Below are 13,875 nucleotides of genomic sequence, written 5' to 3' on the forward strand. Positions count from 1 at the left end.
CGCACGACCCACACATGTCTGCCAAATAGCTGTTTCGACGCGACTCCCTCAGTCGTCGCCGGCGACGCTGTCCGCGTCCGCTGCGGTCGGCGCGCCGTCGTCGATCGGTGTGAGGCGAACGCTCGACACCTTGTACTCGGGGATGCCGCTCGTCGGGTCGAACCGCTCGCCGGTGAGTCGGTTCACCGCCCCCTCGGCGGCGAAGTGCATCGGGACGAACACCACGCCGTCGCCGGGACGCTCGCTCACCTCGGCGCGCACCTCGATGGCGCCGCGAGCCGACTCCACCCGGACGCGACCGCCGTCGACAACGCCGAGGCGCTCGGCGGTCGCGGGGTTCACCTCGACGAACGCCTCGCCGACGTGGTCCATGAGTCCCTCGACGCGTCGCGTGAGCGTCCCGGTGTGCCAGTGGTACAGCACCCGCCCCGTCGTGAGCGTGAGCGGGTACTCCTCGCTCGGCAGTTCGCCGGGTTCGCCCGTGTCGGCGGGGACGAACCGCGCCCTCCCGTCGTCGAAGTTGAACTCCTCGTCGTAGAGGTACGGCGTCCCCGGGTCGTCGGCGTCACGACACGGCCACTGGAGGCCACCCTCCTCGCGGAGGCGGTCGTGGCTGATCCCGCCGTAGATGGGTGCGACCGTCGCGATTTCGTCCATGATCGAGGCGGGGTCGGCGTAGCTCCAGTCGTGGCCCATGCGCCGCGCGAGGTCCTGGATGATCCGCCAGTCCTGGCGGGCGCCGCCGGGTGGAGTGGTCGCCTGGCCGACCAACTGCACGCGCCGCTCGGTGTTCGTGAAGGTGCCCTCCTTCTCGGAGAACGTCGCCGCGGGGAGCACCACGTCCGCGTACTCGGTGGTCTCCGTCTCGAAGATGTCCTGCACGACGAGGAACGGCAACTCGGCGAGCGCCTCTTCGGCGTGGGACACGTCCGGTTCCGAGAGTGCGGGGTTCTCGCCCATCACGTACAGGCCCTCGACGTTGCCGGCGAGCGCCTCGGTGAACACCTCCGGCACCTTCAGCCCCACCTCGTCCGGCGGGCGGACGCCCCAGGCCTCCTCGAACTCGTCGAGCACGTCGGGGTCGGTCACGTCGCGGTAGCCCGGGAGGTTGTTCGGCAGCGTCCCCATGTCGCCGCCGCCGCCCTGGACGTTGTTGTGGCCGCGGAACGGCGACACGCCGGCACCGGGCTTGCCGACGTTGCCCGTCACGAGCGCCAGATCCGCCAGCGCGAGGACGTTCTGCGTGCCGTGGCTGTGCTGGGTCATCCCCATCGCCCACCCGAACACGACCGAGTCGGCGGTCGCGATGGTCTCTGCCGCGCGCTCCAACTCCTCGGGCGGGACGCCGGCGAGGCGTTCGACTTCCTCGGGCGTGAACGGCTCCACCTTCTCGCGGACCTCCTCGAAGTTCCGGGTGCGCTCTTCGATGAACGCCTCGTCGTGGAGGTCGTTGGCGACGATGTAGCGGATCAGCCCGTTGATCCACGCCACGTCGTAGCCGGGCTTCGTGCGGACGTACTGGCTGGCGTGCTCGGCGATCTCGACCTTCCGCGGGTCGAACACCACGAGGTCGGCGCCGTCGTGGACGTTGCGCTTGATGCGCGTCGACAGCACCGGGTGGCTCTCGGTCGTGTTCGACCCGGTGATGAGGTAGGCGTCGGCCTCGCCGATGTCCTCGTTGATGCGGTTCGACATCGCGCCGAAGCCGAGCGTCTGCTTCAGCGCCGCGACCGTCGAGGAGTGACACAGGCGCGCGCAGTTGTCGATGTTCTTCGTGCCGAGCACCGTCCGCGCGAACTTCTGCATCAGGTAGTCCTCCTCGTTGGTGCACTTCGAGGAGGCGAACGCCGCGAGCGCGTCCGCCCCCGACTCCTCGCGGATCGACTCGAACCCCTCGACCACGCGAGTGAGCGCCTCGTCCCACGTCGCCTCGTGCAACTCGCCGTCGTCGCCGCGCACGAGCGGCGTCGTCAGGCGGTCGTCGCTGTTGGCGAACTCGTAGCCGAACTTCCCCTTCACGCACGTGGAGAAGTCGTTGACTGGCGCGTGGTCGGGGTCGTCGGTCGGCACCGCCCCGAGCACCTCGTCGTCCTTCGAGACGAGTTGGAACCGACAGCCGACCGCACAGAAGCCGCAGGTGGTCTCGGTGAAGTCGACACCCTTCAGGCGGCGGTCGGCCACCCGGTCGGCGACGTCGAACAGCCACCCCTCTTTCATCGTGCTCGCGGCGATAGACTCGGCCGTGTGCTCGCCAGCGAGCATCGCCGACCGGCCCACATCGGACGCCTTCCGCTTGGCCCATCGGAGTGCCGAGGCCACTCCGTCGCGCTCGGCGCGTTGCCGGGTGGGCGAGGGGCCGTCGTCGTCGCCCCGACCGCGGTCGCCACCGGCGGCTCCACGCCGACCGCCCGTCTCGCTCGTCGCCCGCGCGGCCTTCTCGGCGTCGGCCCGCATCGACTTGCCGACGCTGTTGGCGTGGTTGAACCCGGGGATAGGCAGCGTCGCGATGCCCGCCATCCCGCGCTCGGTCAGCGACCCGGTGGGGCAGACGGTCGCGCAGTGGCCGCAGGAGACGCACGCGGAGTCGGCCATCGTGTCGGCGTCCGACTGGAATCCGATCTCGGTGTCCTCGCCGGTGCCCTCGACGCGGAGCACGCCCGACACCTGCACGTCGTTACAGGCGTCGACACAGCGCGTGCAGGTGATGCACTTGTTGCGGTCGATCTGGATGAACGAGGAGGTGTCGTCGAGCGGTTCGTACTCGCTGCGCTCGTCGAACACGCCGAAGCGCGGTTCGTGGACGTCCGTCTCGATGGCGGCGTCTTGGAGTTCGCACCGACCGTTCTGGTTGCAGGTGGTACACCGGAGGTTGTGATCCGAGAGGACCAAATCGAGGTTCACCTCCCGCGCCTCGCGTGCGTCCGAGGCGTCGGTTCGGACCTCTGCGCCCGACTCGACGGGGTGGGAGCACGCCGGCACCAACTCGCCGTCGACCTCGACGGTGCAGGTTCGACACGTCGAGCGCGGTCCGATGTCGTCCGCGCAGTCGCCGCCGTCGCGGTCGTACGAGCACAGCGCCGGCACGGTGCCCTCGTATTCGACGCGCTCCATCGCGTCCAAGAGCGTCGCCCCCGGCGGCACCGACACCTCGTGCCCGTCGACGGTGACGGTCACGGCCTCGGAGACGCTGTCTGCGTCGATAGCCTCGCCTGCTTCGCCGCAGGCGCACGACCCACCACACCCTCCGCTGGATCGACGCTCGGCGGTCGGGTCCACCGGCGGGTCCGAGGCGGTGCCGGGCGTGAACGATTCGGTCAGCGGCGTCGAGGTCCGTGGGTCCGACACCGCCGGGACGTGCGGGAGTGGGGCCGCGCTGTTACCGCGAGCGTCCGCGTCGGGACCGCCGTCGTCGGCGCTCACAGGTCACACACCCCCGCGGGACAGCGACCGTCGGCGTGGGCGCGCAGGTCGGTCTCGAAGTCCTCCAGCGCCGTCGCCAGCGGGCGAGCGGCGTCGCGACCGAACCCGCACAGCGACGTGCGCGCCATCGTGCGAGCCAACTCCCGGAGTCGGTCGTCGGCGAACTCGCCGTCGTACACGTCGCGGAGCAGTTCGTGCGCGCGGACGCTCCCCGTCCGACACGGCACACACCGGCCACAGTTCTGTTCGCGGGCGACGCGTGTCCGCCGGCCGGCGACGACCACCGGGCAGGCGCCTCCCGACCCGGCGACGAACGCCTCCATCGACCCGTTCGTCCCCAACCCGGCCCCTCGCAGCGCTGGCGCCGACGCCGGGGTGTCCAGGTCGCGGGTCAGCCCGCCGAACTGACCGCCGACACAGGCGAACGACGCGTCCTCGCCGGCGAGCGCGCGCGACAGACTCGCGTCGGTCGGGAGTTCCACCGTCCGGCGGTCGGGGCCGACGACCGTCACCAGTCGGGTGCCGGGGTCCGCGGCCTCGGGGTCGAGGTCCGGGTCGTCGGGCGTCGTGACCGCCCGCGCGACCGCCGCGAGCGTCCGCGGCGTGTGGACGAGCGTCGGGCGTTCGAACAGCCCCCACGCCTCCGGTCCCGGGGGCCGTCGTCGCGCCTCGATCCGGTCGTTCCCCTCCAGCGACTCCAGCAGCGCCGTCGGCTCGGCCGTCATGTACGTCGCCTCCGCGACCGCGACCGAGACGGACGGCCCGGCTTCTCCGTCCGTCTCGTCGAGCGCATCGCCGACGGCACGGACTCGCTCCGCCAGCACCGGTTCGTCCTCTGGGAGCGCGACCACCACGTCGTCGGCACCGACCGCCCGCGCGGCCACCGTCGCGCCGGCGAGCACGCGACCGGTGAGGCTCCCGACGAGCAGACGGTCCCCGTCCACTTTCGGGTCGGCGTCGAGTGCGTTCACGACGACGACGGGGTCGCCGTCGGCGTCGCGGGCGGTCCGCCACGCGTCCGCGACCGGGTCGTCTTGCCGGGCGTCGCCCCACCCGCGCCCGCGGAGGCCGAGCGACGAGAGCGCGTCGAGCGCGTCGGTGCCGTCGACCGTCGGCACGTCGACCGCCGTCGGGTCGACCCACCCCGCCCCGGCCAGCGTCCGCCTGACGCCGGCGGACAGGGGGCCGTCTCTCACGGGGAAGTCGCCAGCACTCTCGTCGTGCTCGACCACCTCGTCGGCCCCGTCTACGGGCACGTCGCCGTCGGCGAGCACGCTCACCAGCGCCGCGGCCTCGTTGGGGTCGACGGAGCGGTGTAGCGCGGTCCGTCCCGCCCGCGTGACCGCGACCAGCGGGAGGTGGACCGTCCCCGGGGAGCCCACCGCTCGCACCTCGACGTCGTCGGCGCTCGCGCCGGCGGCGCGGCGGGCCGCCTCCAGTACCGACCGACCGGCGGGCGTGTCGAACGCGACGCGGACCGTCGGCGCTGTGGAGGATGATAACACGCCTATCGATACTCACGAGTCGCGCAAAAGCGTTCGGGGACTCCACACGTTCTCGAAGCGTGGGCGGCGGATCGGACGCCACCGGGCGTGTTCTATCGACGCTGGATTCGTCCGCGGGGATTAGTCGCGCGCCCCGGACGTGCCTGTATGAACGACGGCGACGGACGGCTCCCGATCACACTGCTGTGTGGCCCGCTCGGTGCGGGGAAGACCACGCTGGTGAATCGACTGGTGGCGGACCCGGGCGACCGTCGCCTCGCGGTCGTGCTCAACGACATGGGGGAGGTGAACGTCGACGCCGCGACGGTCGAGCGCGAGACGGACGACGGCGTCGTCGACCTCTCGAACGGCTGTATCTGCTGTCGCCTCGGCGATGACCTCGTGGCCGAGTTGACCGCGCTCGCCGACCGCCGCGAGTTCGACCACGTCGTGATCGAGGCGTCGGGCATCTCCGAACCGCTCCCCATCGCGCGGACGCTCACCACGCCGGGCGAGTCGGGCGACCCGACCGAACGGTTCCGGCTGGCGTCGGTCGTCTCGGTCGTCGACGCGTACGGCTTCTGGAAGGCGTTCGACCCCGAGACTGGCCTCCCCGAGGCCGCACCAGAGCCCGATCGGCCGCTCGCGGAGGTGATGGTCGACCAGATCGAGTTCTGTGACGTCATCCTCCTCAACAAGTGCGACATGGTCCCCGACGACGTGCTCGACGACGTGGAGGCGGCGGTCCGCGAACTCCAGCCGCGAGCGCGACTCCACCGAACCGTAGAGTCCGACGTACCCACGGAAGCAGTACTCGGCGGCGAGGAGTTCGACTTCGACGAGACCCGCCGTGCCCCCGGGTGGAAGCGAGCGCTCGCCGCGGGCCGCGGGGGTGGCGGTCAGGTGGTCGCCCAGGGCGGCGAGGCTGGGCACGACGCCGACCACGGTCACGACCACGATCACGAAGGCCTGAGCGCGGCCGAGGCGCACGGCGTCGAGTCCATCGTGTACGAGCGGTCGCTGCCGTTCGACGCCGACCGCCTGGCCGACTGGCTCACCGACTGGGACGGGCGGGTCGTCCGCGCGAAGGGGTTCGTGTACGCCGCGAGTCGCCCGGAGACGGTGCTGGGCCTGAGTCAGGCGGGGCCGTCCATCCGAATCGGCCCCATCGGTGAGTGGGGCGAGGACGAACCGCGGACGCGACTCGTGTTCATCGGTCGCGACCTCGACGACGGGTCGATCGAGGCCGGACTCGACGAGTGTCTCGCAGACCCCACAGCCCCCGACCCGCCTGCGACGCCGGAGGCAGACCCGTTCCCGATCGAACGGCGAATCGACCGCTGAGGTCGTCACGGTCGCAGTGGCTGCTCACAACACTTCTTCGCGGAGGTCGTCCCACTCTTCGTGGAAGCCGTAGGTAGCCGTGCTCTCACCGCCCATCGCCTCGCGATACACGTCGTCGTACTGGAGGAGGGTGGTCCACCCGTCGTGGAAACTGTAGCTACAGTACTGGCACACGGCGTACAGTTCGCTCGCTGGGGTGTAAGTGTTGGCGTGCGAACAGCTACCAGTTAGCTTCATATACGTCCACCGACTGGGCGAGCCATGGGAATCACAGGGGCGTGCGAACGGTGCGACTGGCGGTACCTCGGGTCGGGCTATCCCGAGGTGACGAAGGCGTACCAAGACCACCTCCGGGAGGAACACCCGGACACGTGGCTGCGACGCTGATCGGTCGGGACTGACCAGAAAAAGGGGACGACGGGGTCGCGACCCTGCGCACCGAGCACCGAGCGCGGAGCTACGGCTCCAGGAGGACCTTCGTGACGCCCTCCTCGCGGTTGTCGAACTTCTCGTACATCTCCGGCGCCTCCTCGAGGCTGACGCGGTGGGAGACGACCCAACTCGGGTCGGCGCGGCCCTCGATGATGAGGTCGCGGAGTTCGCGGTTGTACTGCTTCACGTTACACTGACCGGTACCGAGCTTCTGGCCCTTCTCGAACAGCTTCCCGAAGTCGATGCCGAGGCGCCCCTGCGCGGCCATCTCGTCGGGCGCACCGGGGTCGGACGGGACGTACAGCCCGGGGATGCCGAGTTGGCCCGTCGGGCGGACGACCTGCACGAGTTGGTTCAGCACGACCGCGGGGTTCTCGCGGGCTGGGTCGTACGCGTCGGAACCGGGGTCCGTGTCGGGGTCGATCGCCTGATACCCGACCGCGTCGACGCCCTTGTCGACCTCGCCGCCGTGTATCTCAGTGATCTGGTCGACCGGGTCGCCCTCCTCGAAGTTGATCCCGGTGGCGTCGCAGTGCTGTTCGGCGAGTTCCAACCGGGACGGCACGCGGTCGACGACGTAGATCTCGGCGGCGCCCTTGATCTTGGCGCTGTAGGCGGCCATCAGCCCGACCGGGCCGGCGCCGAAGATGGCGACGGAGTCGCCCGGCTTCAGGTTCGCGAGTTCGGTGCCGTGCCACCCCGTCGGGAAGATGTCCGCCAGCAGGGCGAACGAGTCCTCGTGTTCGGTTCCTTCGGGGAGCTTGAGCGCGTTGAAGTCCGCATAGGGGATGCGGAGCTTCTCCGCCTGTCCGCCCTTGTACGGTCCCATCGCGACGTAGCCGTACGCGCCGCCCGCGAAGCCGGGGTTCACGTTCGTACAGAACCCGGTGTAGCCGTCCTCGCAGTTCTCACAGAAGCCGCAGGCGACGTTGAACGGCGCCACGACGCGGTCGCCTTCCTCCAGCGTCGAGACGGCGTTGCCGACCTCCGTGACGACGCCCATGTTCTCGTGGCCGAACACGATGCCGGACTCCGCGGCGGTCCGCCCCTCGTACATGTGGAGGTCCGACCCACAGATACAGCTCGTCGTGATGTTGATCACGACGTCGTTGGGGTGTTCTATCTCCGGTTCCTCGACGTCCTCGACGGCCACCTCCTTGGGGCCTTTGTATACTACTGCTTGCATAGTCCGCGTCCGATCGCAAGGGACGATTCGACAAGACTCCGCAAGCAGGTTCCAGCGTTCGTGGCACGCTGGAACGGCCGATTCGGTCGAGGTCGACGCGGATTAGTCGAGGTTGACGCGGGCGCCGGTGGCGTCCGAGCGCTCCACGGCGTCGAGGACGCGCTGGACCTCGTAGGCGTCCTCGAAGTCGGGGGAGAAGTCGGCCGCCTCGGCGTCGCCCGCGTCGTCCCGGGCCGCCGCGACCGCCTTCAGGAACTCGTAGTTCTCGTGGACGAACGTATGCTCCCAACCGATGACGTGACCCGGCGGCCACCAGTGCTGGATGTAGGGGTCGTCCTCGTCGGTGACGAGCACCGTCTCGTAGCCGCGGTTGTCGCCGGTGTTGACGCGCAACTCGTTCAGGCGCTCCAGCGAGAACTCCAGGCTCCCCTCGGAGCCGTGGACGGCGATGGTGTGGTCGTTCTTGTGGCCCTCCGTCACGCGGGACGCCTCGAACGTCCCCATCGCGCCGTCTTCGTACGCGACCTGCGCGGAGTAGGCGTCGTCCACCGTGACCGGCCGAGTGTCGTCGTCCTCGCCCTCCACCGGTCGCTGTTCGGTGAACGTCTGCAGGTGGCCGGACACCGACGCGGCCTCGCCGACGTGGTCGCCGACGAGGAACCGCGCGAGGTCGACCGTGTGCGCGCCCAAGTCGCCGAGCGCCCCGGAGCCCGCCATCTCCTCGTCGTTGCGCCAACTCCACGGCGCCTCGGGGTCCGACAGCCAGTCCTGGAGGTAGCGACCGCGGACCTGTCGGATCTCGCCGAGTTCGCCGTCGTCGATCAGCCGTTTGGCGTAGCGGATCGCGGGGACGAACCGGTAGTTGAACGCACAGCCGACCGGCACGCCAGCCTCACGGGCGGCGTCGCGCATCCGTTCTGCGCCGTCGAGCGTCGGTGCGAGCGGCTTCTCACAGAGGACGGGCGTGCCGGCCTCCAGCGCGGCTATCGTGGGCTCGACGTGCAGGTGGTTCGGGCCGAGGTTGTAGAACGCGTCCACCTCGTCGACCACGTCGCGCCAGTCGGTCGCCGTGTGGCTGAAGCCGAGCGTGTCCGCGGCCTCCGCGAGCGCCTCCTCGTCGCGACCGATCACCGTGTGTCGCTCCGTCTCGGGGGCATCCTCGAAGAACATGGGGAGGCGGTCGAGCGCGTTCGCGTGCGCCTTGCCCATGAAGCGGTAGCCGAGGACGCCGATTCGGATGGGTTCGTCTGTCATGTCGTGGTCACCTCGTGGTCACTCCGCCCAGTAGGCGTCGCCGGGCGTCGTCTCGAAGACGGCGCGGTCGAGCAGGTCGACCGCCTTCTCCAACCCCTCGCGGGAGGAGGTGAGCGAGTCCTCGTGCTCGATGGACAGGGCGCCGTCGTAGCCGACCATCCGGAGCGTGGAGACGAGGTCCTTCCAGTGCTCCTCGCCGTGGCCGTAGCCGACCGAGCGGAACAGCCACGAGCGGTTCTGCTCGTCCGTGTAGTCGGTCGTGTCGAGCACGCCCTTCTCGCGGGCCTGCGACTCGTACACCTTCGTGTCCTTCGCGTGGACGTGGTGGATGGCGTCGTGCTCGCCGAGCACGCGCACCGCCTCGGTCACGTCGATGCCCTGCCAGTAGAGGTGCGAGGGGTCGAAGTTCGCGCCGACGCGCTCGTTCGTCAACTCGCGCAGTTTCAGCATGCCGTGGGGCTCGTACACGAGCATGTTCGGGTGCATCTCGATGGCGAGGTCGACGCCGTGGTAGTCGGCGTGAGCCGCCAGATCCGACCAGTACTCCTCCGCGACGCCCCACTGGTAGTCGTGGGCGTCGGCGTGCTCGGTCGGCCACGGCGCGGTGACCCAGTTGGGCACCTCGTCGTTCGGGCCGCCGGCGGGGAGGCCCGAGAAGCAGGTGACGGTGTCGACGCCGAACTCGTCGGCGAGTTCGACTGCCTCCCGCAACTCGCGGTCGGCCTCGGCCGCCTGCTCGTCGTCCGGGTGCAGCGGGTTGTTGTGGGTCGCGAACGCGCTCACGCGGAGGTCGTGCTCGTTGAGGTCCGCGCGCAGCGCCTCGCGGGCGTCCGCGTCGGCCAACAGCGCCTCGCGGTCGGTGTGGGCTTGTCCCGGCCACCCGCCGACCCCGAGTTCGACCGCGCTCACGCCGATGCCCGAGAGGTACTCGAACGCGTCGGCTCGCGACTCCCCGCCTAACGGCACTGTCAGTACGCCGATGTCCATACTCGCGGTTTGTACTACACACCGAATAAATCTGTATGTCGCGGGGACGACCGACGGTCGCGACCGACGCTACGCGGCGGCCCCACCCGGCGCGGCGGCGTCCTCGCGGTCGAGCGGGTCCTCCAACTCGCCCATGACCTCCTCGAACGCGTCGGTCGCGGTGAGCAGGCCGTGGATCTCACCCTCCGAGACGACCAGCGCCAACTCCTGCCCCTCGACTTGGAACTGGTCGATGGCGTCGGCGACGGTCGTCTCCGGCGCGAGCGTCATCGGCGGCGCCGCCAGCGCCGCCAGGTCGAGGTCCTCGTCGGTGAGGTCGTCCGTCTCGCGGATCACCGACGGCACGTACACGGTGCCGACGAACTGCTCGCCGGCCCCGTCGAGCAGCGGGAAGCGCGTGTGTGGGTGGCCGCGCATCCGGTCGAGGTTCTCGGCGACGGAGTCGGCGGTCGACAGCGTCACCATCTCCTCGCGTTGCACCATGATCTCGGCGACTGTTCGGTCGCCGACGCGGAGGGCGTTGACGATCTCTTCTTGGCGCTCGTCGGCGATCTCACCCTCCTCCAGCGTCGACGAGAGCTTCCGCCGCAGGTCGGCGCGACTCTCGATGGCGTCCTGCTCGGTCTCCAGCCACGCGCCGGTCATCTCGACGCCGAACAGCTTCAGCGTCGCCTTCGCGATCCAGTCGCCGAAGGTGATGAGCGGCGAGATCAGCTTGTGGAAGTAGTACAGCGGCCCCGCGCCGTAGCGCGACACCAGCCGCGAGCGCTCGACGCCGAGGTACGTCGGCGTCTGCTCGCCGTGCGTGAGGTGGAGGAGGTTGATGATGGCGAACGCGATGAGCGCTCCCGCCCCGACGGACGCGAACGCGGTGTTCTCGAAGAACGGCGCGAACAGCGCCGCCAACGCCGGCTCGGCGACGATACCGACGGCGATGCTCGACGCCGTGATCCCCACCTGGCAGGTGGTGAGATAGATCTCCAGATCGTCTGTCATCTCCCATGCACGCTGGAGCGCCGGTCGGTCGCCGACGAACTCCTCCTCGGTGAACTGCCGCGCGCGGGTCAGTGCGAACTCGATAGCGACGAAGAAGCCGTTCGCGAGGATCAGTCCCACCCCCGCGACGAGCCTGAGAACGAGCTCTGCGCTGCCCATCGATGCGGTGACCATCGGCGTCTCGTTGTCCCCGTGGACACAAAAGGCGGGCGGCTGAATCGGAGTCCGGTGCCGTTTTCGGGGGCGACTACTCGTCGAGACGGACCGCTCGCCCCGACTCTGTCGAGCGGTAGATGCCGTCGATGACGCGCTGGACCGTCAGCGCCTGCTCGACGGTGTTGCGGGTCGGCGCCTCGCCGGTCGCGACGGCCTGCAGGAACGCCGCTTGCTCGGCGCGGTGGGTGACGACCTCGCGGGTGTCGACGTCCGTCTCGGTGAGGTGGTGCCCACCGCCCACGCCGTTCTCGAACAGCGTGAGGTCGCCCGACCCGCGGTCGAAGTGGGCGCCCGCCTGCGTCCCGCGGACGTAGAAGTCGTTGTTCTCGGGACGGTTCGTCGCCCACGCGGCCTCCAGCGAGATGGTCGCGCCCTCGGCGGTTCGGATGAACGCCGAGACGGAGTCGTCGACGTCGAAGTCCTCGGGGCCGGAGTCGTCGCCCCACATGTCGATGTACGTGTAGTCGTCGCGGTCGCCGAACTCCGAGCGGGCGACGCCCGACACCTCGACGACCTCCGGAAAGTCGAGGAAGTACAGCGCCAGGTCGAGCGCGTGGACGCCGATGTCGATGAGGCTCCCGCCGCCGGACACCTCCTTGGTGGTGAACCACGACCCGCGCCCCGGGACGCCCCGGCGCCGGATGTAGTTCGCCTCGACGTGGGTCACGTCACCGAAGCGGCCCTCCGCCTGGTAGTGCTTGAGCACCTCGACGGGCGCGGCGAACCGGTTGTTGAACCCGACCATGCAGATGCCGTCGGCGGCCTTGGCGGCCTCGGCGATGCGCTCGGCAGACGCCAGCGTGTGCGCCAGCGGCTTCTCCAGCATCACGTCCAGTCCCGCCTCCAACGCGGAGACGGCGTAGTCCTCGTGGAACCGGTTGGGCGTCGTGATGAGCACGGCGTCGACGAGATCGTACAGCTCCTCGGCGTCCTCGAACGCGTGCGTGTCGAAGCGCTCGTAGAAGCGCGCCCGGGCGTCGGGGTCGACGTCCATCCCCCCGACGAGGTCGGCGTCGAGCGCCTCCAGTTGCTCGGCGTGGTGGTGACCGATGCCCCCAAGGCCGACGATACCGACGCGCACGTCAGACGGGTCGAAGCCGTCGGCGAGGGTCATCGCCGCACCTCGCAACTACTCGGATGCGAGTAACTCATATCAACCCGAGAAACGAGGGGGTGGTCAGTATAGTTGTCGTTCCTGTTCCTCGCGCTCGCGGTCGGCCTCCGACTGCTGCTTCTGTCGCCGACGACCGTCGAGGTACTGCCGCGCGAGTGGGAGGTAGCGGTTCCTCGTGTCTCGGACCAGCGCGTACAGCCCGTACACCCACGGGACGAACAGCAGCGTCACCGCCGCGAGGTACAGGGCGTCGACCATCCTACTCGGCCTCCTCTCCCTGCGCGTCCGCGGCGGTCTCGGCCACGCGCGAGACGCCGTGGGTGAGCGCTTCGCTCGTCCCCTCGTCGAAGAGGTGGATCTTCGCGCGGTCGAGGACGACCTCGACCCGGTCACCCTCCGACAGGTCGCTGTCGGGCGAGACGCTCATCAGCAGGCTGTCGTTGCCCGCGGCGGTGCCACCCATCCCGCCCTCGTTGTCCTCGTCGAGCATGAGGTAGACGAAGATCTCGTCGCCCATCGGCTCTAGGACGTCGACCTCCGCCTCGATGACCTCGGTCGGGTCCGCCGCGTCGTCGATGAACTCCGTCGGGTACACGTCTTCGGGCCGCACCCCGAGGGTGACGCCGTTGCCGGGCGTCACGTCGACGCCCGTGGTGTCGAAAGTCACCTCGTAGAACTCCGACTCGAAGCCAGTCTGGGTGAGCGTGCCCGTCGTGAAGTTCATCGACGGCGACCCGATGAAGCCGGCGACGAACTCGTTGGCGGGTTCGTTGTAGCAGACCAGCGGCGGGTCGAACTGCTGGAGTTCGCCCTCGTTGATGACGGCGATGCGGTCGGACATCGTCATCGCCTCCGCCTGGTCGTGGGTGACGTAGATGATCGTCGTCTCCAACTCCTTGTGGAGGCGCTGGAGCTCCGTCCGCATGTGGACCCGCAGCTTCGCGTCGAGGTTCGCCAGCGGCTCGTCCATCAGGAACACGTCGGGGTTCCGGACGATGGCGCGGGCGATGGCGACGCGCTGGCGCTGGCCGCCGGACATCTCGTCGGGCATGCGGTCGAGCATCCCCTCCATCTGGACGACGCTGGCGGCGTCTTCGACGCGCCGGTCGATCTCCTCCTTCTCGTAGTTGCGCAGGCGCAGGCCGAAGGAGATGTTGTCGTACACGTCCATGTGCGGGAACAGCGCGATGTTCTGGAACACCATCGAGATGCCCCGGTCCTTCGGCGGGAGGTACGTCACGTCCCGCTCGCCGATGTTGACGATGCCCTCAGAGGGCGTCGTCAGCCCGGCGATCATCTCCATCGTCGTGGACTTGCCGCACCCCGAGGGGCCGACGAGGGTCACGAACTCCCCGTCGCGGATGTCGAGGTTCATCCCCTCGACCGCGGTTACGTCCCCGTAGCGTTTCGTCACGTCCTGTAGGTGTACTCGTGCCATTGGT

General features: G+C 69.5%; 12 protein-coding genes. 2 read left to right on the top strand and 10 right to left on the bottom strand.

From position 1 onward, the window contains the following. Positions 1–48 precede the first annotated feature (48 nt). Entirely contained in the window at positions 49–3,420 is a 3,372-nt protein-coding gene (gene fdhF, locus P0R32_RS09265) for a formate dehydrogenase subunit alpha (RefSeq protein WP_349770198.1), read from the bottom strand. Next, the gene (locus P0R32_RS09270; RefSeq protein ID WP_276236669.1) at positions 3,417–4,925 is read right to left on the bottom strand and encodes an NADH-ubiquinone oxidoreductase-F iron-sulfur binding region domain-containing protein; all 1,509 of its coding nucleotides are present in this window, start codon (positions 4,923–4,925) and stop codon (positions 3,417–3,419) included. Before P0R32_RS09270 ends, fdhF begins: the two co-directional genes overlap by 4 nt. 147 nt (positions 4,926–5,072) lie before the next feature. Here P0R32_RS09270 and P0R32_RS09275 point away from each other — a divergent pair, with 147 nt between their 5' ends. After that, entirely contained in the window at positions 5,073–6,248 is a 1,176-nt protein-coding gene (locus P0R32_RS09275) for a CobW family GTP-binding protein (RefSeq protein ID WP_276236670.1), read from the top strand. 24 nt (positions 6,249–6,272) lie between these two features. Here the strand turns inward: P0R32_RS09275 and P0R32_RS09280 are convergent, their stop codons facing one another. After that, on the bottom strand, positions 6,273–6,422 hold the full coding sequence (locus P0R32_RS09280) for a hypothetical protein (protein ID WP_276236671.1): 150 nt from the start codon (positions 6,420–6,422) through the stop codon (positions 6,273–6,275). Positions 6,423–6,509: 87 nt separating this feature from the next. Here P0R32_RS09280 and P0R32_RS09285 point away from each other — a divergent pair, with 87 nt between their 5' ends. After that, positions 6,510–6,635: a hypothetical protein gene (locus P0R32_RS09285; protein ID WP_276236672.1), complete on the top strand. Its 126-nt coding sequence runs from the start codon at positions 6,510–6,512 to the stop codon at positions 6,633–6,635. Between the two features lie 70 nt (positions 6,636–6,705). On the opposite strand, the gene P0R32_RS09290 is transcribed toward P0R32_RS09285, so the two are convergent. The 7 genes from P0R32_RS09290 to P0R32_RS09320 all read right to left on the bottom strand — a co-directional run bounded on the left by P0R32_RS09290 (position 6,706) and on the right by P0R32_RS09320 (position 13,871). Then, a complete protein-coding gene (locus tag P0R32_RS09290) occupies positions 6,706–7,866 on the bottom strand; it encodes a glutathione-independent formaldehyde dehydrogenase (RefSeq protein WP_276236673.1) in 1,161 nt (386 codons plus the stop codon). A 102-nt stretch (positions 7,867–7,968) separates the two neighbouring features. Continuing rightward, a complete protein-coding gene (locus P0R32_RS09295; protein WP_276236674.1) occupies positions 7,969–9,120 on the bottom strand; it encodes a Gfo/Idh/MocA family protein in 1,152 nt (383 codons plus the stop codon). Between the two features lie 18 nt (positions 9,121–9,138). After that, positions 9,139–10,107 (bottom strand): sugar phosphate isomerase/epimerase family protein, encoded by a 969-nt coding sequence (locus P0R32_RS09300; protein WP_276236675.1) that lies wholly within the window; start codon positions 10,105–10,107, stop codon positions 9,139–9,141. A 69-nt stretch (positions 10,108–10,176) separates the two neighbouring features. Further along, the gene (locus tag P0R32_RS09305; RefSeq protein WP_276239385.1) at positions 10,177–11,262 is read right to left on the bottom strand and encodes a CNNM domain-containing protein; all 1,086 of its coding nucleotides are present in this window, start codon (positions 11,260–11,262) and stop codon (positions 10,177–10,179) included. Positions 11,263–11,350: 88 nt separating this feature from the next. Next, on the bottom strand, positions 11,351–12,433 hold the full coding sequence (locus P0R32_RS09310) for a Gfo/Idh/MocA family protein (protein ID WP_276236676.1): 1,083 nt from the start codon (positions 12,431–12,433) through the stop codon (positions 11,351–11,353). A 63-nt stretch (positions 12,434–12,496) separates the two neighbouring features. Next, positions 12,497–12,691: a DUF8005 family protein gene (locus P0R32_RS09315; RefSeq protein WP_276236677.1), complete on the bottom strand. Its 195-nt coding sequence runs from the start codon at positions 12,689–12,691 to the stop codon at positions 12,497–12,499. Between the two features lies 1 nt (position 12,692). Next, positions 12,693–13,871, bottom strand: a complete 1,179-nt coding sequence (locus P0R32_RS09320; RefSeq protein WP_276236678.1) for an ABC transporter ATP-binding protein — start codon at positions 13,869–13,871, stop codon at positions 12,693–12,695. Between the last annotated feature and the right edge of the window lie 4 nt (positions 13,872–13,875).

It is taken from the genome of Halobaculum marinum, assembly GCF_029338555.1.
Lineage (GTDB): Archaea > Halobacteriota > Halobacteria > Halobacteriales > Haloferacaceae > Halobaculum > Halobaculum marinum.

Coding starts and splice junctions, on each gene's coding strand:
- P0R32_RS09300 (WP_276236675.1), bottom strand. CDS start 10,107: ATGGACATCGGCGTACTGACAGTGCCGTTAGGCGGGGAGTCGCGAGCC.
- P0R32_RS09310 (WP_276236676.1), bottom strand. CDS start 12,433: ATGACCCTCGCCGACGGCTTCGACCCGTCTGACGTGCGCGTCGGTATC.
- P0R32_RS09320 (WP_276236678.1), bottom strand. CDS start 13,871: ATGGCACGAGTACACCTACAGGACGTGACGAAACGCTACGGGGACGTA.
- P0R32_RS09305 (WP_276239385.1), bottom strand. CDS start 11,262: ATGGGCAGCGCAGAGCTCGTTCTCAGGCTCGTCGCGGGGGTGGGACTG.
- P0R32_RS09290 (WP_276236673.1), bottom strand. CDS start 7,866: ATGCAAGCAGTAGTATACAAAGGCCCCAAGGAGGTGGCCGTCGAGGAC.
- P0R32_RS09275 (WP_276236670.1), top strand. CDS start 5,073: ATGAACGACGGCGACGGACGGCTCCCGATCACACTGCTGTGTGGCCCG.
- P0R32_RS09295 (WP_276236674.1), bottom strand. CDS start 9,120: ATGACAGACGAACCCATCCGAATCGGCGTCCTCGGCTACCGCTTCATG.
- P0R32_RS09315 (WP_276236677.1), bottom strand. CDS start 12,691: ATGGTCGACGCCCTGTACCTCGCGGCGGTGACGCTGCTGTTCGTCCCG.
- P0R32_RS09285 (WP_276236672.1), top strand. CDS start 6,510: ATGGGAATCACAGGGGCGTGCGAACGGTGCGACTGGCGGTACCTCGGG.